Source organism: Ruegeria sp. AB8, from assembly GCF_056542605.1.
In genome coordinates, this window is the sequence record NZ_JBQGAB010000002.1 from 200945 (window position 1) to 219573 (window position 18629).

At 59.8% G+C, this 18629-nt stretch carries 21 protein-coding genes; 15 read left to right on the forward strand and 6 right to left on the reverse strand.

Annotated features, from left to right (window positions below; translation table 11 throughout):
* Window positions 1–139 precede the first annotated feature (139 nt).
* From ACR0CG_RS03105 to uvrC, 7 genes are all read left to right on the forward strand, one after another.
* The gene (locus ACR0CG_RS03105) at window positions 140–658 is read left to right on the forward strand and encodes an SRPBCC family protein (protein ID WP_480522815.1); all 519 of its coding nucleotides are present in this window, start codon (window positions 140–142) and stop codon (window positions 656–658) included.
* Between the two features lie 69 nt (window positions 659–727).
* A complete protein-coding gene (locus ACR0CG_RS03110) occupies window positions 728–1657 on the forward strand; it encodes an ABC transporter ATP-binding protein (RefSeq protein WP_170679543.1) in 930 nt (309 codons plus the stop codon).
* Window positions 1654–2415, forward strand: a complete 762-nt coding sequence (locus ACR0CG_RS03115; RefSeq protein ID WP_170614311.1) for an ABC transporter permease — start codon at window positions 1654–1656, stop codon at window positions 2413–2415. Before ACR0CG_RS03110 ends, ACR0CG_RS03115 begins: the two co-directional genes overlap by 4 nt.
* Window positions 2416–2519: 104 nt before the next feature.
* The gene (locus tag ACR0CG_RS03120) at window positions 2520–3317 is read left to right on the forward strand and encodes a S49 family peptidase (RefSeq protein ID WP_480522816.1); all 798 of its coding nucleotides are present in this window, start codon (window positions 2520–2522) and stop codon (window positions 3315–3317) included.
* A gap of 168 nt (window positions 3318–3485) precedes the next feature.
* Window positions 3486–4448, forward strand: coding sequence for a calcium/sodium antiporter (locus ACR0CG_RS03125; protein ID WP_480522817.1), 963 nt, complete (start codon window positions 3486–3488; stop codon window positions 4446–4448).
* A 21-nt stretch (window positions 4449–4469) separates the two neighbouring features.
* Complete coding sequence (locus ACR0CG_RS03130) at window positions 4470–5249, forward strand: SDR family oxidoreductase (RefSeq protein WP_170614314.1); 780 nt, start codon at window positions 4470–4472, stop codon at window positions 5247–5249.
* 290 nt (window positions 5250–5539) lie between these two features.
* Window positions 5540–7414, forward strand: coding sequence for an excinuclease ABC subunit UvrC (gene uvrC, locus ACR0CG_RS03135; protein ID WP_480522914.1), 1875 nt, complete (start codon window positions 5540–5542; stop codon window positions 7412–7414).
* Here uvrC and ACR0CG_RS03140 read toward each other — a convergent pair.
* Both ACR0CG_RS03140 and ACR0CG_RS03145 read right to left on the reverse strand, forming a co-directional pair.
* Window positions 7411–8295: a DMT family transporter gene (locus ACR0CG_RS03140; RefSeq protein WP_170807355.1), complete on the reverse strand. Its 885-nt coding sequence runs from the start codon at window positions 8293–8295 to the stop codon at window positions 7411–7413. The two genes, uvrC and ACR0CG_RS03140, sit on opposite strands and share 4 nt — an antisense overlap.
* Window positions 8292–8483, reverse strand: coding sequence for a hypothetical protein (locus ACR0CG_RS03145; protein ID WP_170614316.1), 192 nt, complete (start codon window positions 8481–8483; stop codon window positions 8292–8294). The genes ACR0CG_RS03140 and ACR0CG_RS03145 overlap by 4 nt, the downstream gene beginning before the upstream one ends.
* Between ACR0CG_RS03145 and pgsA the strand changes: the two genes are divergently transcribed.
* Genes pgsA through ACR0CG_RS03160 form a run of 3 tightly spaced genes read left to right on the forward strand, consistent with a single transcriptional unit; the run spans window position 8482 to window position 9847 of the window.
* Entirely contained in the window at window positions 8482–9150 is a 669-nt protein-coding gene (pgsA, locus tag ACR0CG_RS03150; protein ID WP_170614317.1) for a CDP-diacylglycerol--glycerol-3-phosphate 3-phosphatidyltransferase, read from the forward strand. The genes ACR0CG_RS03145 and pgsA overlap by 2 nt on opposite strands.
* Before the next feature lie 3 nt (window positions 9151–9153).
* Window positions 9154–9399, forward strand: coding sequence for a molybdopterin converting factor subunit 1 (gene moaD / locus ACR0CG_RS03155; protein ID WP_058281820.1), 246 nt, complete (start codon window positions 9154–9156; stop codon window positions 9397–9399).
* A 4-nt stretch (window positions 9400–9403) separates the two neighbouring features.
* Window positions 9404–9847, forward strand: a complete 444-nt coding sequence (locus ACR0CG_RS03160; protein WP_480522818.1) for a molybdenum cofactor biosynthesis protein MoaE — start codon at window positions 9404–9406, stop codon at window positions 9845–9847.
* 49 nt (window positions 9848–9896) lie between these two features.
* Here ACR0CG_RS03160 and ACR0CG_RS03165 read toward each other — a convergent pair whose 3' ends face one another.
* The 4 genes from ACR0CG_RS03165 to ubiA all read right to left on the reverse strand — a co-directional run bounded on the left by ACR0CG_RS03165 (window position 9897) and on the right by ubiA (window position 13867).
* The gene (locus tag ACR0CG_RS03165) at window positions 9897–10316 is read right to left on the reverse strand and encodes a hypothetical protein (RefSeq protein ID WP_480522819.1); all 420 of its coding nucleotides are present in this window, start codon (window positions 10314–10316) and stop codon (window positions 9897–9899) included.
* A gap of 287 nt (window positions 10317–10603) precedes the next feature.
* A complete protein-coding gene (locus tag ACR0CG_RS03170; RefSeq protein ID WP_170614320.1) occupies window positions 10604–10924 on the reverse strand; it encodes a hypothetical protein in 321 nt (106 codons plus the stop codon).
* A 1-nt stretch (window position 10925) separates the two neighbouring features.
* Entirely contained in the window at window positions 10926–12839 is a 1914-nt protein-coding gene (locus tag ACR0CG_RS03175) for an OmpA family protein (RefSeq protein WP_480522820.1), read from the reverse strand.
* 65 nt (window positions 12840–12904) lie between these two features.
* Window positions 12905–13867, reverse strand: coding sequence for a 4-hydroxybenzoate octaprenyltransferase (ubiA, locus tag ACR0CG_RS03180; RefSeq protein WP_480522821.1), 963 nt, complete (start codon window positions 13865–13867; stop codon window positions 12905–12907).
* A gap of 12 nt (window positions 13868–13879) precedes the next feature.
* Between ubiA and ACR0CG_RS03185 the strand changes: the two genes are divergently transcribed.
* The 5 genes from ACR0CG_RS03185 to ACR0CG_RS03205 all read left to right on the forward strand — a co-directional run bounded on the left by ACR0CG_RS03185 (window position 13880) and on the right by ACR0CG_RS03205 (window position 18584).
* Window positions 13880–14605, forward strand: a complete 726-nt coding sequence (locus tag ACR0CG_RS03185; protein WP_480522822.1) for a 16S rRNA (uracil(1498)-N(3))-methyltransferase — start codon at window positions 13880–13882, stop codon at window positions 14603–14605.
* Entirely contained in the window at window positions 14602–15453 is an 852-nt protein-coding gene (locus ACR0CG_RS03190) for a GNAT family N-acetyltransferase (RefSeq protein WP_170807360.1), read from the forward strand. The genes ACR0CG_RS03185 and ACR0CG_RS03190 overlap by 4 nt, the downstream gene beginning before the upstream one ends.
* On the forward strand, window positions 15450–15977 hold the full coding sequence (locus ACR0CG_RS03195) for a hypothetical protein (protein ID WP_480522823.1): 528 nt from the start codon (window positions 15450–15452) through the stop codon (window positions 15975–15977). The genes ACR0CG_RS03190 and ACR0CG_RS03195 overlap by 4 nt, the downstream gene beginning before the upstream one ends.
* Before the next feature lie 64 nt (window positions 15978–16041).
* The gene (locus tag ACR0CG_RS03200; protein ID WP_480522824.1) at window positions 16042–17412 is read left to right on the forward strand and encodes a glutamate--cysteine ligase; all 1371 of its coding nucleotides are present in this window, start codon (window positions 16042–16044) and stop codon (window positions 17410–17412) included.
* A 104-nt stretch (window positions 17413–17516) separates the two neighbouring features.
* Entirely contained in the window at window positions 17517–18584 is a 1068-nt protein-coding gene (locus ACR0CG_RS03205; protein WP_480522825.1) for a Hint domain-containing protein, read from the forward strand.
* Window positions 18585–18629: the final 45 nt, after the last annotated feature.

The window sequence follows — 18629 nt, forward strand, 5'->3', positions numbered from 1 at the left end:
AAAATTTCGGGATGGCCGCAAAAATGCAAGGTCGGAGTTGCCGGGCGGGTGCGTTTCGAATCCGGCGTGCTTGCCTGCCACCACTATTCAGCGCTAGGTCTGTGAGAACCGTCAGAGAAACGACAAAGGGTCCGCGACCATGCAGATGAGTGATACCCGTGAAATCAAGGCATCGCCTGCCGAGTTGTATGCCGCGTTGCTTGACCCGGAGGTTTTGAAAGCCTGTGTCAGCGGCGCGCAAGAGGTTTCGGGCAACCCGCAGGACGGCTACGAGGCCACGGTTGTGCAGAAGGTTGGCCCGGTAAAGGCGACGTTCAAAGGCATCGTCACAATGTCGGACATGGTCGAGGCCGAACGGCTGACCATTGCTGGTGAGGGAAAGGGCGGCGCGGCGGGTTTTGCCAAGGGTCGCGCCACGGTGACATTTCAGCCAAACGCCGAGGGCGGCACAGTTCTGAGCTATGACGTCGATGCCAGTGTCGGTGGCAAACTTGCGCAACTGGGCAGCCGTCTGATCGACGGTTTTGCCAAGAAAATGGCAGATCAGTTCTTCGTAAACCTGCAGTCGCATTTCGAAGGTCCGGCAGAAGAAACTGCGGAAGACGGGGATGGGGAAAGCGGTAAAGGATGGCTGGGGCGCTTGACGGGCCGGGACTGATCCGTTTGTAAATGGTCCGTTCGGTAACGGCGCGGCACGGATGGGTCGCTGTCACCACAGGGAATATGCATGACCACCATTCTGTCCATCAGGGATCTGCGAAAATCGTATGCCGATGGTTTTGAAGCGCTGAAAGGCGTCTCTCTGGATATCGAGCAAGGTGAAATACTGGCACTGCTGGGGCCAAACGGGGCCGGAAAGACAACTCTGATTTCAACGATTTGCGGGATAACCACGCCCAGTTCCGGGTCTGTCACGGTGGGTGGTCACGATATTCAGACAGAGTTTCGCGCCGCCCGCAGGATGATCGGTCTGGTGCCGCAGGAGATTGCGCTGGAACCGTTTGAGAAGGTCTGGAACACGGTGCGGTTTTCCCGGGGTCTGTTCGGGCTGGGCCGTGACAACGCCCGGCTTGAGGAGATTCTGCGCAAGCTCTCGCTGTGGGAAAAGCGCAGAAACGCCATCCGGGAATTGTCGGGCGGCATGAAGCGGCGGGTGCTGATTGCCAAGGCGCTGGCTCATGAGCCACGCGTGCTGTTTCTGGATGAACCCACCGCCGGTGTTGATGTCGAATTGCGCAAGGACATGTGGGAGATCGTGGCCGAGTTGAAGCGGGCCGGTGTCACCATCATCCTGACCACCCACTACATCGAAGAGGCCGAGGCCATCGCCGACCGTGTAGGCGTCATCGACAAGGGTGAGTTGTTGCTGGTGCAGGACAAGGACACCCTGATGGCGCAGATGGGGAAAAAGCAGATCGAGGTCATGCTGACCGAGCCGATCCCGACCATCCCGGACAGTCTTGCCGCGCACAATCTGGTTCTGAACGGAAGCGGGGACACCTTGGTCTACACCTACGACACGCATGCCGACAGGACGGGTATCACCACGTTGCTGAACGATGTTGCACAGGCCGGTCTGGTGTTGCGTGACGTGCAGACCCGGCAGTCGAGCCTTGAGGAGATTTTCGTCAACCTGGTGTCGGGAGAACCCGCATGAACTGGTCTGCCATTGCCGCCATCTACCGGTTCGAGATGCAGCGCTTTTTCCGCACTCTGGCGCAAAGCTTTCTGTCGCCGGTGTTGTCGACCTCTTTGTATTTCGTGGTCTTCGGCACGGCCATCGGCAGCCGCATCCAGGAGGTTGAGGGCGTATCGTATGGCGCCTTCATCGTGCCGGGGCTTATCATGCTGTCGGTGGTGATGCTTTCGATCTCGAACGCATCTTTCGGCATCTATTTCCCGAAATTCCTGGGCACGATCTACGAACTCCTGTCGGCCCCGGTCAATTTCATCGAAATCGTGATCGGTTACGTTGGCGCGGCAGCGACAAAAGCGTTGTTTGTGGGCGTGGTGATTTTGATTACCGCTACCTTCTTTGTGGATCTCAGGATTGAACACCCATTGGCGATGATGGCCTTTCTGGTGCTGACTTGCCTCAGTTTTTCGTTGCTGGGCTTCATCATTGGTATCTGGGCCAGCAATTTCGAGCAGATGTCGCTGGTGCCGCAACTTGTGGTCACGCCTTTGATCTTTTTGGGCGGGACATTCTACTCGATCTCGATGCTGCCGCCGGTGTGGCAGACAATCACCCTGTTCAATCCGGTCGTCTATCTGATTTCGGGGTTCCGGTGGTCCTTCTACGGGCTTGCGGATGTGCCCATCGTGTTTAGCCTGCTGGCCATTCTGGCCTTTACCGGGATCTGTCTGGGCATCATCGGCTGGATCTTCAAAACCGGCTGGCGCATTCGCAGCTAGGGCGTTGCATTTTTGCCCATCGGATGTGTTTATTTGGTTCACGTCGCGTTTATGGCCGCGTCCGTCTCTTGTTTACCGTCAGGCAGCACTCTACATCGGCATCCATGAAACTCAGCCTTCCGTTTGTCAAAAAGCAGCCGCTTGTGGCCGTTGTGCGTTTGTCCGGCGCGATCGGGATGGCCGGTCGCGGGTCGCTGAACGACACCACGCTGGCCCCGATTCTGGAAAAGGCATTTCGCAAGGGCAAGCCTGCTGCCGTCGCGCTTGAGATCAACTCGCCCGGCGGTTCCCCGGTGCAAAGTTCCTTGATCGGCGCACGTATCCGGCGGCTGGCGGAGGAGCTTAACATCCCTGTTTTCGCCTTTGTCGAGGATGTCGCGGCCTCGGGCGGCTACTGGCTGGCGGCGTCTGCGGATGAGATCTTTGCCGATGACAGTTCCGTGCTGGGTTCGATTGGCGTGATTTCTTCGGGCTTTGGTGCGCATGTGTTCCTGAAACGCCAGGGGCTCGAACGGCGCGTACACACAGCGGGTCAGTCGAAATCCATGCTGGACCCTTTCGCGCCGGAAAAGAAAGAGGATGTGGCACGACTGCAGGGTTTGCTGGGCGCTATCCACGATAACTTCATCACCCATGTCGTCACTCGACGCGGTGACAAGCTGGATGACGCGGCGGACCTGTTCAGTGGCGAGATCTGGCTGGCCAAACGCGCGCAGGAGCTGGGGTTGATCGATGGTATTGCCCATCTCAAACCTAAGATGCAGGAGCGGTTTGGCGACAAGGTGAAATTCCGCCGCTACGGCGTCCGCAAACCGATCTGGTCCCGCTTTGGGGCCGCCGTGGCGCAGGATGCCATTGCCGGGCTGGAGGAGCGGGCGGCTTACGCGCGCTTCGGCTTGTAGCGTGATCATCAAGGCCGTCACTCTTTTTCTGATCGCCATGGGTGTATTGGCGATGTTCGGAAAGTTGCGCTTTCCGGGGCAGAAGCGGCTGCAGTCCTCACGATGTCCCCGCTGCGGGCGGTTCAGGATCGGTAAAGGCCCCTGCGCCTGCGAAAAAGGAGGGCGGACATGACGGCATGGCTGTTATCCGGCCTTGGATTGCTGATCCTTTTGCTGGCCGGAGACGCGCTGGTTCGGGGGGCGGTCAACCTGAGTCTGCGTCTGGGCGTGCCTGCTTTGATTGTCAGTCTGACGATTGTTGCCTTTGGCACATCGGCACCGGAACTGCTGATCTCCATCAGTGCCATATTGGAAAACGCGCCCGGTATCGCACTGGGGAACGTCGTCGGGTCGAACACGGCGAATATCCTGTTGGTGCTGGGCCTTCCCGCGCTGCTTGCTACGCTTCACACCAGTGAATGCGACAGCCGCAAGAACTATGTTTTCATGTTGCTTGCCTCGGTTCTGTTCATCGGGCTGGCCTTCTGCGGCACGTTCACCGTGATCAGTGGCCTCATACTTCTGGCTGCGTTGGCTCTGATGCTGTGGAACGCGTTCCGGGAAGCCCGTGCCCATCGCAAGGCCTGTGGCAAAGCCTGCGCCGACGATGAGGAGCTGGAAGGATTGGAAGAAGCCGATCCCGAAATGCCCTATTGGAAAGTGTCGATCTTTTTGGTTCTGGGTCTGGTCGGCCTGCCGATGGGTGCGCATTTGCTGGTCGAGAACGCAACAGTAATTGCGCGGCATTACGGTGTCAGTGAAACCGTGATCGGACTGACGCTGGTGGCGGTCGGAACATCTTTGCCCGAGCTGGCGACAACGGTCATGGCGGCGCTGCGCCGGCAGGCAGATGTGGCGCTGGGGAACGTCATCGGTTCGAACATGTTCAATCTGCTGGCGATTGTGGGGATCGCGACGCTGGTCGGTCCCATTCCCGTCGGTCCCGAGTTCCTGCACTTCGATCTGTGGGTCATGCTGGGCGCGTCGCTTCTGCTGATCCCGTTTGTTTTCCTCAAGCAAGACATCACACGGACCTGGGGTTTTGTCCTGTCCATCCTTTACGTGATTTATGTCATCATCCTGCTGGCGTGATCTGACGAAGAAAGGTGATCCATGACCCGAGCTCTAGTTACCGGTTCAGGCATTCGTCTTGGCCGGGCCATGGCGCTTTTTCTTGCGCGGCGGGGATATGACGTCGCGGTTCACTACGCCAGTTCGCGGGCCCCGGCAGAGGAGACCGTGGCCGAGGTTCAGGCGATGGGGCGCAAATCCGTTGCACTACAGGCCGACCTGCTGGACGAAGCCCAGGTTCAGGCGCTGCTGCCTCGCGCGGTCGAGGCGCTGGGCGGGCCGATCACCTGTCTGGTCAACAATGCTTCGGTCTTTGAGTACGACAATATCCGGACGGCCACTCGGCAAAGCTGGGACCGCCATCTCGACAGCAATCTGCGCGCGCCGTTTGTGCTGACGCAGGCAATGGCTGCGCAGGGCCTGGAGCCTGAAACGGACGACGCGGGCGAGCCCGTTGCCACCGGTCTGATCGTCAACATGGTCGACATGCGGGTGCGCAAGCTGACGCCGGAATTCATGTCCTACACCATTGCCAAGATGGGTCTTTGGGCGCTGACACGCACCGCGGCGCAGGCGCTGACGCCCGCGATCCGCGTCAATGCGATCGGGCCGGGTCCGACCATGCAGGGCCACCGGCAAAGCGAAGGGCACTTCAAAGCGCAACGCGCCAATACTGTTCTGGAACGCGGCGCGAACCCCTCCGATATCACCGCGGCGCTGGGGTATTTTCTGGATGCCCATGCCGTAACCGGGCAGTTGCTTTGCGTCGACGGCGGCCAGCACCTTGGCTGGCGGACGCCTGACGTGCTGGGACTGGAATAGGCAATTTTGCTGTAAGTTTTGCACCGCTCTCATTTGTGTTACCGGCACGTTACAAAAATGTCTTTTTTTTCATACACTTGTCACGCGTGAGAAAAAATCTCTATAAATAACAGGTGGTTAAATGATCGCCTAATTATTAGGCAAACAGGGAAATAGGCAATGAAACAAGGGAAAAACGAGGCGATACAAAAGTTATCTGCACAGTTATCCACAGAAACCGTGGACTTGTTTACTCTTGATCTGAGGTCGACAAGATTGCAGCCATGGTCAGAGAATCATATCTCAGGCCAATGACCACCCAGGACGACCCTTCATCAGACACGCAGCCCACCGGCTATGCCTGCATTCAGCGTTACGTGAAAACGTTGGACAGCTCACCCGGTGTTTATCGCATGCTGGATAGCGACAGCCGCGTTCTTTATGTGGGAAAGGCGCGGAACCTCAGGGCGCGAGTGTCGAACTATGCGCGTCCGGGGCATTCGGGGCGGATCGAGCGGATGATTGCTGGGACGTCGTCGATGATGTTCCTGACCACCCGGACCGAGACCGAAGCGCTGCTGCTGGAACAGAACCTGATCAAGCAGCTCAAGCCGAAATACAACGTGCTGCTGCGCGATGACAAAAGCTTTCCGAATATTCTTGTCGCAAAGGATCATTCTTTTCCGCAGATCAAGAAACATCGCGGGGCGAAAAAGGAAAAGGGGGCCTATTTCGGCCCATTTGCCAGTGCGGGTGCGGTGAACCGGACCCTGAACCAGCTACAAAAGGCGTTCCTGCTGCGCAACTGCTCGGATTCCATGTTCGACAGCCGCACACGACCTTGTCTGCTTTATCAGATCAAGCGCTGTTCCGGGCCGTGCGTCGGTCTGATCTCCGAGGCTGACTATGGCGCAAGCGTCAAGGATGCGGAACGGTTCCTGTCAGGGCGCTCCACTCGGGTGCAGGAAGAATTGGCTGAACAGATGATGGCCGCCTCCGAGGCGATGGAGTTCGAACGCGCCGCCGGTCTGCGTGATCGCATCCGGGCGCTGACGCAGGTGCAGACCTCGCAGGGCATCAATCCGCGAGGGGTGGCCGAGGCAGATATCATCGGTCTTTACATGGACAGCGGGCAGGCTTGCGTTCAGGTGTTTTTCATCCGCGCCAACCAGAATTGGGGCAACAAGGATTTCTATCCGCGTGTGGGGCCAGACGTCTCGGCGGCCGAGGTCATGGAAGCTTTTCTGGGTCAGTTTTACGACAACAAGGAACCGCCCCGGCAATTGATCCTGTCAGACGGGATCGAAAACGCCGATCTGATGCAGGAGGCACTGTCTGAGAAGGCTGGCCGAAAGGTCGAAATCCTTGTGCCCCAGCGCGGCGAGAAGCAGGAACTGGTGGCTGGGGCCTTGCGCAACGCACGTGAATCTCTGGCCCGGCGCATGTCGGAAAGCGCGACGCAGGCCAAGCTGTTGCGCGGCGTGGCCGAGGCGTTTGATCTGGACAGTCAGCCGAACCGGATCGAGGTTTACGACAACAGCCACATTCAGGGCACCAACGCGGTGGGCGGCATGATTGTTGCGGGCCCGGAAGGCTTCATGAAAAACGCCTATCGCAAGTTCAACATCCGGGGCGATGATCTGACCCCCGGTGATGATTTCGGCATGATGAAAGAGGTTCTGACCCGCCGGTTCACCCGTCTGCAAAAGGAGGACCCAGACCGGGACAAGGGGCTTTGGCCCGATTTGCTGTTGATCGATGGCGGCGCTGGGCAGGTGAGTGCCGTGCACGAAATTATGGTCGAACATGGCGTGGAAGACATCCCGATGGTGGGTGTCGCCAAGGGCGTTGATCGAGATCACGGCAAAGAAGAATTTCACCGCATCGGTCAGCGCCCCTTTGCGCTGAAACGTAACGACCCGGTGCTGTATTTCATTCAGCGCCTAAGGGACGAAGCGCATCGGTTTGCCATCGGAACACATCGCGCGAAACGGGCCAAGGCGGTGGGCGCGACACCTCTGGACGAAATCCCGGGGGTGGGCGCCGCGCGCAAACGGGCGTTGCTGGCGCATTTCGGCAGTGCCAAGGCCGTCAGCCGAGCCAATCTGGCAGACCTGAAGGCGGTCGAGGGGATCTCAGCCGGGCTGGCGCAGAAGGTTTACGATTACTTCCACGACAAGGGCTAGACCTTCCGCCCGCGCCACAGGATGTACAGCCCCGAGGCAACGATCAGCGCGCTGCCGGTCCACATGGTCCGGTCCAATTGCTCGCCAAACATGACGACCCCCAGTCCGATACCGAACAACAACCGGGAATAGCGGAAGGGCGTGACCGCCGAGACCTCGCCCGTGCGCATCGCCTTCATCAGCGACGCATAGGCGATTGTGCCCATCAGTGTGGCACCAACCAGGTGCAGGCTTGTGTGCAGGGTCAAAGCGGCCATCGGCACATTTTCCCAGAACCGATAGGCTAAACCGGCAACGACGATGCAAAGAAAGCCATAGAACCCCAGCACTTCGGTTCCCAGCGACGCGGGTGCGGCACGGCTGGCCAGATCGCGTCCGGCAAAGCCCAGCATTCCCAACACGGCGAGGATGGAGAGGGCCGAGAAACTGTCCCCGGTCGGCTGGATGATGATCACGACGCCGATCAGCCCGATCAGGATTGCGCTCCACCGCCGCCAGCCGACGGTTTCACCAAAGAACAGGGCCGCTCCGGCGACCACGACAAGGGGCGTGGCCTGCAGAATTACCGTGGCCGAAGACAGGGGTGTCAGCGCAATGGCCAGCACGTAGAACAAACGCCCAAGGATTTCGAAGACCACGCGCACCTTCATCGGGCGCGATAGCACGTCAGGCTGAAACAGCCGCGTGCCGCGCAGCAAGGCGGCAATTCCAAACACAAGCGCACCGCCCGCGCCGAACAGAATCAGGACCTGCCAGATCGGCAACGCGGCCGAGGCGCTTTTCAGCAGCGCGTCCTCGAGCGCAAACAGCGCCATTGCCGAGATCATCCATAAACTGCCGATCAGGTTTGACCGGGGGTCCGTTTGAATATGCGGTGTCATGCTGCTGTCGTTCCCCAACCGGTCCGCACGCCAATCTGACGGCAAAGCGCGCGCGCGCCAAGCTGTATCTGGTTGAGATGTCCGGCTTGCGACCCTTTGACCACCAGTGCCGCAACCGCCTGTGATCGGGTCAGTTTTTTGCATGGCTGTCTTTTCTGTCCCGAAGTGGCGATGTAGTGTCGATCCATGAAGTGGAACCTGCCCAATATCCTGACCGTCCTGCGCCTGTTGGCGGCACCCGGTCTGGCCGTGATGTTTCTGTATTTCACCCGCCCCTGGGCGGACTGGTTCGCTTTGATCCTGTTTCTGACGGCCGCCATCACCGACTGGTTCGATGGATATCTGGCGCGTGCGTGGAAACAGGAAACCAAGATCGGGGCCATGCTGGACCCGATTGCCGACAAGGCGATGGTTGTGATCGCCCTGATGATTCTGGTCGGCTATTCCGCCGAGCACTGGACGCCCTGGCTGGTACTGCCCGCGACCGTCATCCTGTTTCGCGAGGTTTTCGTCTCGGGCTTGCGTGAATATCTGGGTGACGTGGCCGGGACGCTGAAAGTCACGAAGCTGGCCAAATGGAAAACCACTGCGCAGATGGTGGCGATTGCCATCCTTTTTTCGCAAGGGATATTCGAGCACCATTTTGTGATGGGGTCCTTTGGCATGGATGCCGAAACTCTCGATCGGGTCCTGATGGGCGAGATCGAGGACCTGAACGGCCTGCGCTGGCATCTTGAGGGGATGTTCTGGTCCGGGCGGATCGGGCTTTGGTTGTTGTGGATCGCGGCCACTCTGACGTTGATCACGGGCTACGACTACCTACGTAAAGCCATGCCGCATCTGAAGGAGAGCTGAGCGATGGATGTGCTGTATTTCGCATGGGTGCGCGAACGCATCGGTCTGCCGAAAGAAAGGGTCGAGACCGAGGCCGCAACCGTATCCGACCTTGTGGCCGAGCTGAGCGCGCGAGAAGACCGCTATGCCGCCGCCTTTGCGGACCTGTCCGCATTGCGGGTAGCGCTGGATCAGGAACTTTCGGACTTTGACGCCTCGCTGGCCGGTGTGCGTGAAGTGGCGTTCTTTCCGCCCATGACCGGCGGCTGACGCGATGCGTATTGCCGTTCAGGAAGAAGCGTTTGACCTTGGCGCCGAAGCCAACGCTTTTGCGTCAGGAGATTCAGCCAACGGCGCCATCGTGACCTTTACCGGTATCGTGCGCGATCTGGCCACGGGTGATCTGGATGTGATGGAGATTGAGCATTACCCGGGCATGACCGAGCGCGCGCTGACCAGGATCGCCGAAGAGGCTCAGGAACGCTGGTCTTTGGGGGATGTTCTGGTAATCCACCGCCACGGGCGGCTGGCCCCGGGGGACCGGATCATGATGGTCGCCACGGCTGCGCGGCATCGCAAGGATGCATTCGAGGCGGCAGAGTACTTGATGGACTATCTGAAATCCCGCGCGCCCTTTTGGAAGAAAGAGATCACCTCGGGCGGGGCAGAGTGGGTGGCCGCGAAAGATGAAGACGAAGACGCGTTGACCCGCTGGTAATACGCGAACCGGCACCCGTCGGGCGGATGCCGGCGCGTGTCAGGGCAGATTAGCTGGATTGTTCCGCGTTGCAGGTCCGTGCTGCCTCAATGGCTTTCTTTGTTCCATCCAGGTTGACGGTGAATGCGAATTCCTTTTCCGGGAACACGATCATTTCGTTTTTGTTGATGACGTCGTCAACGAACTGAGCGTTGTTCGCCAGGATGTACCCGCCGGTATATCCATCGGCCAGGTGCTTGGTTTTCTTGTGCGCTTCGGCCTCATAAACGTTGCCGTCCAGTGACAGGAAAATCTTTTCCTTCTTACCTTTCAGGCCGATGTCATTCTTCGTGAAAACCCCCAGATAGCCCATCTCATGGTCTTTGGTCAGGCCCATTTGAACGACGTTCTGGTTTTCGTCCATGCGCTCGATCAGGCAGGACCCGCGCGTATCATCTACAAAGATGGTCCATCCGGATTCTTCCCCCAATTTGAAAACGTATCGTTTTCCGAGGGGATGACATCGCCGGAAGCCAGGGCTGAGGTTGCGGAAAATGCGCAAAGCACTGTGGCGGTTTTCAAAGTATCTTGGAAATTCATAGTACACTCCAATTTTCTGGATAGTGGACAGTGATGTGTGTAGGTAAAAACACACCAATTCGTAGTATTGAATTTGTCGTCAATATTGAAGGCGAAAGAAACAGACCGGCCAAAACACGCCGATCTTGTTTACTGTTGTCCTGAGGCAAGCTCAGGTTGTGCAGTCGACGCCAAGGTTCAGTCGGCGTTGTTTATCCGCCCGCGGAGTTCTTCCGCTTCTTGCCGCGCCGCGCGCAGGCCGTCCATCGCGGCGGCAAGTTCGGCTTCGGTCTGGGTCAGCTGGTTGGACAGTTCGGCCTCGCGCTGTTGCAGGTAGGTAATCGCCTGATCGCGGGTTTCTTCGGCTTCATGTAACTCCTGGCTCATACGGTCCAGATCAGCGACGTCGCTTTGGCGGACGCGGGACAGACGATGAGCCAGCCAGTTGGCGAACCAGCCCATGCAGAAAGCTGCAAACAGGATAACGGCAGTGGCGATGATGAATTCGGTTCTGTTCACTTTACTGATCCCCTGCATCCGCATCAGATGCGCTGTTTTCCGGTTCTTCAGGCTCGGATGGCGTTGCCTCCAGCGCATCTAACCCGGTTTCCCTGTCCGCAACCGGTTCGGGCCGGATCAGGCGAAACTCGATGCGGCGGTTTTCTTCCCGGCCTTCTTCGCTGTCGTTGTCCGCGATGGGTTGCGTTTCACCATAGCCGACGGCCGAGTAGCTTGCCGTCGGGATCCGGCGCGCGCGCAGCTCACTCAGAACGGACTGGGCGCGGGACTGGCTCAGCTGCTGGTTCATCTCTTCGCGGCCCTGACTGTCCGTGTGGCCCTGAATTTCAAGCCGGATGGGGCCACATTCCCGCAGGATCTCTGCGATCTGGTTCAGCGTATCCCGCGATTCGGTGGCAACGGTGGCCGAACCGGGTTCAAACGCGATCTTGCCTGTCGCCTGAATCTCGGCAATCCGGGATTCGCAAAGTTCCGGATCGGGCAGGGCATCTTCGGGTTCGGGCGGTTCCTGATAGGTGATCGACAGGGTGAAATCCTGCGCTTCACCCAGTTTGTCAGACAGATGCCCGGCTATGCGGGCCTTTGCATCTTCCTCATGGCTGACACCGGACAGTTCCACCACCTCGGGCGTGACCGTCAGAACACCGTTGTGCAGTTCCGACAACGCCTCAAGCCCGGCCAGCACCCGCAGCGGCCAGTCGGCGGGCAGATCGGGAACAATGCGGGTTGCCACGTGCACCTGTTCCGAGCCGAAGGCCGCGCGGGCAAAACTGTCGACCATGTCCCGCAGGGTTTCATCCCCGACACGCCCGCGCAGTTGCACCAGGCCTTCCGGGCTGCGGGTTGCGGAAAATTCGGGCGGGCCGGCCTGGTCTTGGGCATCTGGTTCGGGCAAAACGGCGTGCAGGGCAAACACTTCCGGCAATGCGTTTTCCAATTCACCCACGACCCGGTCGAATGTGGCGGGGTCCGCGCCTTGCGCCGCGATCAGCGTGATGTCGGCATCGGACATGGTCACCGAACCCTGCCCGATATCGGCCAGCGCCCCGATGCTGAGTTCGGCTGCGCGGGCCCAGCGAGGCGAGGGGACACCCAGCCCGATGGTGCAATGGTAAGGACCGGACAATCCTGCTGCTTGCGCGGCGGCCACGATTGTCTGACGGGCCTCGTCATCCTGCGCCGAACAGGCGTCGAAACGCCCCCCTTCTTCGGTGATCAGGTAGCGCAACGTAAAAGGTGTGATCACCGGGCGCGGTGCTGAAATCGACAGGCCGATCCGAAGGCTTGGCGGTGCTGCGCGCGTCAGGTCGCGCTCCAGCATCTCTTTTTCCTTCTGGCTGTCGGTGATGGCCGTGATCCGCACCAGCCCGGGGCTGGCCGAGATCTTGGCCCGGGGCAGCTTCGCCAGCGCGCTCAGCGCGTAAGTAAACGCGTCGTCCCAACCCTTCGGCTTGGGATAGTCAGCCGTTTCCAGCAGATCTGACACGGGGGTGTTTGGAACCAGTTTTTCCAACTGGCTGATCATGGCGTCACGATCCACGCTGGCCGGGATCAGACCGATGACCGAGATGCCACTGTTGTTGCGCAGGATTTCGGTCGAAAACCGCGGTGCCGCCAACGTTGTGGTGGGCGCAACTTCCATCTCATCGATGACACGCGATGTATCGACTTCGGTTCCGGCAGCGGTCAGCGCGTTGAAACGCGTTGCCTCGTCCGAAGCGGTGCCGGTCAGAACCACGCGCAGCCCGTCTGAATGCACTTCGGTCCAGTCGTGACCCTTGAGATCCAGCGCCCGCCGCACGGCAAATTCCGAAGCTTCTTCGACCTTTGTCACGGCATAACTGGCCGCCAGCAGCGACAAACCGCCCGACACGAGAAAGATCAGGACAACAGCGATGGAAAAAGGCAAACGCATGTGCGGTTTCGGGACTCCTCGGGCGATTGGTCGGGACTCTTACAGAGGCGTGGCCTGGGGTGCAATCAGAGCAGAAGCGCGACGCAGAGGAAGATCAGCGGAATCAAGCCGGTGTCGCGGTTGGCCCGGAACAGTTGCAACAGTTTGGCGTTGTCTTCGATATCCAGCCCGCGCAATTGCCAGGCCATGTGCCAGCCCATCGCCCATGGCCCGGTCAGGGCAACGACCAGTGCCATGATGGACGCCTGCTGGGCCGCGCCATCGATGATGGCAAGTCCCATAAGCGCGACGGTTGCGACCAGAAAATACTTGAGCCATTTCGCCGTATCCGTCCCGAACAGCCGCGCAGTGGATTTGATGCCGATCAGTTCGTCATCCTCGGCATCCTGATGGGCATAGATGGTGTCATAAAACAGCGTCCAGGCGATGCCTGACAGGTACAGGGTAACTGCGGGCCAGCCTACCGTGCCGCTATGGGCGGCCCAGGCCAGCAGCGCGCCCCAATTGAAGGCCAGGCCCAGAAAGACCTGAGGCCACCAAGTGAACCGCTTTGCGTAAGGGTAGATGGTCACGGGCAACAGGGACAGAACGCCCATGGCGATGGCCGCCTGATTGAAAGTCAGAAGAATCCCCAGCGCCAGCAGGCATTGCAGGCCCATCCAGACAACGGCCTGCCGAACGCTGACCTGTCCGGACGGGATCGGCCGGGACCGTGTGCGCTCCACCTGCCCGTCAAATTCGCGGTCGGTGATATCGTTCCAGGTACAGCCTGCACCACGCATAAGAAAGGCTCCGATGGCGCAGCCGATGGCGATCCACAGATCCTCCCAGCGTGGGTTTCCGTCGCTGAGAATTGCCAGCGCAAGGCCCCACCAGCAGGGAATCAGCAGCAGCCACGTGCCGATGGGCCGGTCCGCGCGGCTGAGGCGCAGGTAGGGCCGCGCAAAGGCGGGCGCATGGGTGTCGACCCAGTTGCCGCTGACGGCATCGGCGACCTGACCATCTGGTGTTGGGGCATTGCCTTGCATATGTAAGGTCTCATGAGTGCAAAAATCAGACTGTATGTAGAGCACCCTCTGGGTCGGGGGCAATCCGTTGAATTGACGCGCGAGCAGGCACATTACCTGTTCGGCGTCATGCGCCTGGCTGTCGGGGGGCACGTTGCCCTGTTCAACAGTCGGGACGGAGAGTGGCTGGCCGAGGTGGCCGAGGCAGGCAAACGCGGCGGCACGCTGGCCTGTGTCGAACAGACAAGACCGTTGCAGATGCCGCCCGACCTTTGGTTTCTGTTCGCGCCGATTAAAAAGGCACGCACCGACTTCATCGTTGAAAAGGCGGCGGAAATGGGTGCCGCTCGGATCATGCCGGTGCAGACCGAATTCACCAATTCCGAACGCATCCGGCAGGACCGTTTGCAGGCCCATGCGGTTGAGGCCGCCGAACAGTGCGGCGGAACCTTCGTACCCGAAGTTTGCGAGCTGCAGCGCCTGGAACGTGTGCTGGATGCTTGGCCCGATGGGCGGCAACTGATGTTCTGCAACGAGGCGGAAGTAGGCTCGGCTCGGCGTCTGGCCGAACAGGAAAAGGGCGGGCCTTGGGCCATTCTGATCGGTCCCGAGGGCGGGTTTTCCGAGCGTGAGCGCAACCGCCTGACCGCATTGCCTTATGCGCATGTGGTCAGTCTGGGCCCGCGCATTCTGCGCGCGGATACTGCGACTGTGGCGGCCCTGACCATGTGGCAGCAGGCGCTGGGGGATTGGTCGTGACCTGGTGTTTGGCGCAGGCGGCCGACCTGCCCGCGATCGAGGAATTTCTGCGCCGTCACCTGCAATCTTCAATGTTTCCGCTGGCCAATCTGCGGGATTTCGGACTGAACGGATCGGAACCCCGGTCCCTAAAGGTCTGGATGCTGGGCGAGCCGCCGCGCGCCGTTCTGGCCATCACGAACGAAGGAATGCTGTTGCCGCAGTGCCGGGATTGCACCGATGCCGAGCTTGAAGCGGTACTAAAGATGTTGAAAAGCCGCCCGGTCATCGGTGTGATCGGTGAGGCCGCCCAAGCCCGGCGCATTTTGCAACTGGCTGGCTGGCAAAACAGACCCGCTATCCTCAGCCGGGATGAGCCTGCCTTTTCGCTGGAACTGGAACAGCTGATTATTCCAGACCTGCCGGGAGCGCGCCTTGTCCCCTTGTCGGCAATTGACCGGGCGCTGGCCGTTCACTGGCGGCACAGCTACCATCTGGAATCCTTGGGAAAGGACTCGGATCAGGCGCAACATCAGGCCGAGCGCGACATTGACGGGTATCTGAGCCTGGACAGCCACCGGGCGTTGTTGTTGAACAACCAACCTGTCTGCATGACCGGTTTCAACGCCGTTTTGCCAGACGTGGTTCAGATCGGCGGGGTTTATACGCCGCCTGAACTGCGCCGCCGCGGCTATGCCCGAACCGCCGTCGCGCTGCATCTGGCCGAGACGCGCGCAAAGGGTGTGTCACGTGCCGTACTTTTTGCCGCTTCAGATTTTGCGGCGCGGGCCTATATCGCAGTAGGATTTGTTCGGGCAGGTCAGTTCTCGGTGAACCTGTTCAAGACGGAAAAGGAGGCCGCCGCATGAGTTTCATCCGCCCGGAAGCGAAACTGGCCCTTTGGCGCTGGCGCGAAGTGCTGGTGGCTGTCGCCGTTTTTCTGGTAGGCCTGAGTTGGATTAGCGGGCCCGGCGGGCTGCTGGGCTGGATGGGATGGATTTTGGTCGCCGTGGCGGTGGCGCTGGCGGTGATCGGGGTGCAGCGGGTGCGATTCCGCATGGGTGCGGGTGGTCCCGGTGTCGTGACAATAGATGAGGGGCAGATCACCTATCTCGGGCCTCTGGATGGCGGCATTGTCGCAGCGCGCGAAATCGAGAGGCTGGCGCTGGACCCGACCTCGGACCCGGCGCATTGGGTGCTGGACCAGCCGGGACAGCCCGCACTTCACATTCCTGTGAACGCCGAAGGCGCCGAGGCGCTGTTTGATGTGTTCTCGGCCCTGCCGGGGCTGAAAACCGAACAGATGTTGTCGGAACTCAACGGCGGATCGGCGCATCCGGTGGTAATCTGGGAACGCACGCCCTCGCGCCCTTCGCATATGCGCCTGCATTGACACTGGCCGCGTTTGCGACCACGACTGACCCAGCAACAGACACTTCAGGAGCGGAGCGCGGTTCATGTCCATTCCCCAGTCCGGCGGCGGGCCGATCGAACGCCACGAGCAACTGGCCGAATATCTGGAATCGGGCTGCAAGCCCAAGGCCGATTGGCGTATCGGTACCGAGCATGAGAAGTTCGGGTATTGCAAGGACACGCTGAAACCGCTGCCGTTTGAAGGCACCCGGTCCATCGTTGCGGTGCTTGAAGGCTTGCGCGACCGTCACGGCTGGAGCGAGGTACGCGAAGCCGGGCATCTGATCGGTCTGGAAAAGGACGGCGCGAATGTCAGCCTGGAACCGGGCGGCGCGCTGGAATTGTCGGGTGCTCCGCTGGAGACCATCCACGAAACCTGTGACGAGGTGAACACTCACCTGCGCGAGGTGAAGGATATCGCCGACGAGATTGGTGTCGGTTTCATTGGTTTGGGGGCGGCTCCGATCTGGACCCATGACCAGATGCCGCTGATGCCCAAGGGCCGTTATCGGCTGATGAACGACTATATGGAAGAAGTCGGCACCATGGGCCGCGCCATGATGCGGCGCACATGCACGGTACAGGTCAATATCGACTTCGGCTCCGAGGCCGACATGGTTCAGAAACTGCGCGTGGCACTGGCGTTGCAGCCGGTGGCAACGGCGCTGTTTGCAAACTCTCCGTTCTTTGAAGGTAAGGTCAACGGACAGAAAAGCTGGCGCAGCCACATCTGGCGGCATCTGGACGATGCCCGTACCGGGATGTTGCCCTTCGTGTTCGAGGACGGATTCGGGTTCGAGCGTTACGTTCAGTATGCGCTCGATGTGCCGATGTATTTCGTCTATCGCGACGGACAGTATATCAACGCTCTGGGCATGTCCTTCCGTGATTTCCTGCAGGGCAAACTGCCGGCGCTGCCGGGGGAAACCCCGACCCTGTCCGACTGGGCCGACCACCTGACCACCGCCTTCCCCGAAGCGCGGATCAAGAAGTTCATGGAAATGCGCGGTGCCGACGGCGGCCCGTGGCGCCGCCTGTGCGCGCTGCCTGCCTTCTGGGTCGGGCTGACCTACGATCAGGGCGCGCTGGATGCGGCGTGGGATCTGGTCAAAGGCTGGGACGCGGAAACCCGCGAGGCGCTGCGGGTTGAGGCCGCCAAAGACGGGCTGCAGGCGCGGGTTGGCAACATCAGCATGCATGATCTGGCACGCGAAGTGGTGGCCATTTCCGAGGCCGGCCTGAAATCCCGTGCCCGCCCCGGCGCCGGAGGTCTGGTCCCCGATGAGACCCATTTCCTGAATGCGCTGAAGGACAGTATCGAGACCGGTAAGATTCCGGCAGACGAGTTGCTGGATCACTTCTATGGAGACTGGAACGGCGATCTGACCCGTATTTACCCTGAATACAGCTACTGAGACCATCGGGCGCGTTAAGGCATGATTTGCCAAAACAGGCCTAATGTCTTGTACTTCTTGCGGGCCGTCAGATACTAGCACGCATTCCGTCGCGCGAGTGATCCATGGCCCGTATCAGTGAACTTCATTATTCCAACGCCTACGCCGCCAGTTCGGGCGTAAACGAATTTCTTGAAGTCGCACTGCGCCCAGATGAGATTCCGGCAGATTTCACGGTCTCGTTCTACCAGGCAAACGGGCAGGTCGGGATCGAAATTCCGCTGGATCATCCCTCAGTTCAGATGTCGGTCGATGCCGACAACAATGAGCTTGTTTTTGTCATATCGGCGGATGACTTCCCGATCCTTTTGACAGACCCCAACGGGGGCGGGCCGACCAACTACGAAACTTATGCACTGACCAATACGAACACTGGTCAGGTCATCGATTTTTACGATATCGGTGGCGGCACAACGAACATCGTCGCGCAAAACGGGCTTGCGGCGGGGCAGACTTCGGTCAACCTGCCGGTTCTGGTCGGACCGAACCAGACCACGACAACGTTGCAATTCAATCAGCCCGATCCGGATATCCTGACCTACGGGTCAGTGGCCCCCGGCGACAGTGGTGCGGCCTGTTTCACGGCGGGCACAATGGTGGAGACGCCCGACGGACGTTGCGCTGTCGAAAATCTGCGGCTGGGTGATCTGGTGCACACAATCGACGCCGGGCCGCTGCCGGTTCGCTGGGTTGGCGGGCGCACGGTCTCAGGTCGTGGCCGCTTTGCGCCGATCCGGATCCACGCGGGTACACTTGGGGCCGAGGCCGATATTCTGGTCTCTCCCCAGCATCGTATCCTGATCACCGGTTGGCAGGCCGAATTGCTGTTTGGCGAAGATGAGGTACTGGTTCCCGCGATATCTCTGGTCAACGGCACCACCGTGACACAATACCCTTGCGACATTGTCAGGTACATCCACCTGCTGTTTGACCGCCATCAGCTTGTCACCACCTCTGGCTTGATCTCCGAGAGCTTTTTTCCGGGGCAGGAGGGGCTTGCGGGTTTGGGATCGGACACTCAGGACGAGTTGCTGGCGCTATTTCCCCAGCTGCGCAATCACCCCGAGGCATATGGTCTTGCTGCGCGCCCGGTGCGGCAGGACAGAACCACCGCGCTGTTACGTTCCGCCTGAATGTGCGCGCCCTCTTGCTTTCGCGGGCTGCTGTGATAGCAGGTC

Excerpts from the sequence above, each read along its gene's own strand:
- ACR0CG_RS03105 (WP_480522815.1), top strand. The coding sequence starts at position 140 with ATGCAGATGAGTGATACCCGTGAAATCAAGGCATCGCCTGCCGAGTTG.
- ACR0CG_RS03110 (WP_170679543.1), top strand. The coding sequence starts at position 728 with ATGACCACCATTCTGTCCATCAGGGATCTGCGAAAATCGTATGCCGAT.
- ACR0CG_RS03115 (WP_170614311.1), top strand. The coding sequence starts at position 1,654 with ATGAACTGGTCTGCCATTGCCGCCATCTACCGGTTCGAGATGCAGCGC.
- ACR0CG_RS03120 (WP_480522816.1), top strand. The coding sequence starts at position 2,520 with ATGAAACTCAGCCTTCCGTTTGTCAAAAAGCAGCCGCTTGTGGCCGTT.
- ACR0CG_RS03125 (WP_480522817.1), top strand. The coding sequence starts at position 3,486 with ATGACGGCATGGCTGTTATCCGGCCTTGGATTGCTGATCCTTTTGCTG.
- ACR0CG_RS03130 (WP_170614314.1), top strand. The coding sequence starts at position 4,470 with ATGACCCGAGCTCTAGTTACCGGTTCAGGCATTCGTCTTGGCCGGGCC.
- uvrC (WP_480522914.1), top strand. The coding sequence starts at position 5,540 with ATGACCACCCAGGACGACCCTTCATCAGACACGCAGCCCACCGGCTAT.
- ACR0CG_RS03140 (WP_170807355.1), bottom strand. The coding sequence starts at position 8,295 with ATGACACCGCATATTCAAACGGACCCCCGGTCAAACCTGATCGGCAGT.
- pgsA (WP_170614317.1), top strand. The coding sequence starts at position 8,482 with ATGAAGTGGAACCTGCCCAATATCCTGACCGTCCTGCGCCTGTTGGCG.
- ACR0CG_RS03145 (WP_170614316.1), bottom strand. The coding sequence starts at position 8,483 with ATGGATCGACACTACATCGCCACTTCGGGACAGAAAAGACAGCCATGC.
- moaD (WP_058281820.1), top strand. The coding sequence starts at position 9,154 with ATGGATGTGCTGTATTTCGCATGGGTGCGCGAACGCATCGGTCTGCCG.
- ACR0CG_RS03160 (WP_480522818.1), top strand. The coding sequence starts at position 9,404 with ATGCGTATTGCCGTTCAGGAAGAAGCGTTTGACCTTGGCGCCGAAGCC.
- ACR0CG_RS03175 (WP_480522820.1), bottom strand. The coding sequence starts at position 12,839 with ATGCGTTTGCCTTTTTCCATCGCTGTTGTCCTGATCTTTCTCGTGTCG.
- ubiA (WP_480522821.1), bottom strand. The coding sequence starts at position 13,867 with ATGCAAGGCAATGCCCCAACACCAGATGGTCAGGTCGCCGATGCCGTC.
- ACR0CG_RS03185 (WP_480522822.1), top strand. The coding sequence starts at position 13,880 with ATGAGTGCAAAAATCAGACTGTATGTAGAGCACCCTCTGGGTCGGGGG.
- ACR0CG_RS03195 (WP_480522823.1), top strand. The coding sequence starts at position 15,450 with ATGAGTTTCATCCGCCCGGAAGCGAAACTGGCCCTTTGGCGCTGGCGC.
- ACR0CG_RS03200 (WP_480522824.1), top strand. The coding sequence starts at position 16,042 with ATGTCCATTCCCCAGTCCGGCGGCGGGCCGATCGAACGCCACGAGCAA.
- ACR0CG_RS03205 (WP_480522825.1), top strand. The coding sequence starts at position 17,517 with ATGGCCCGTATCAGTGAACTTCATTATTCCAACGCCTACGCCGCCAGT.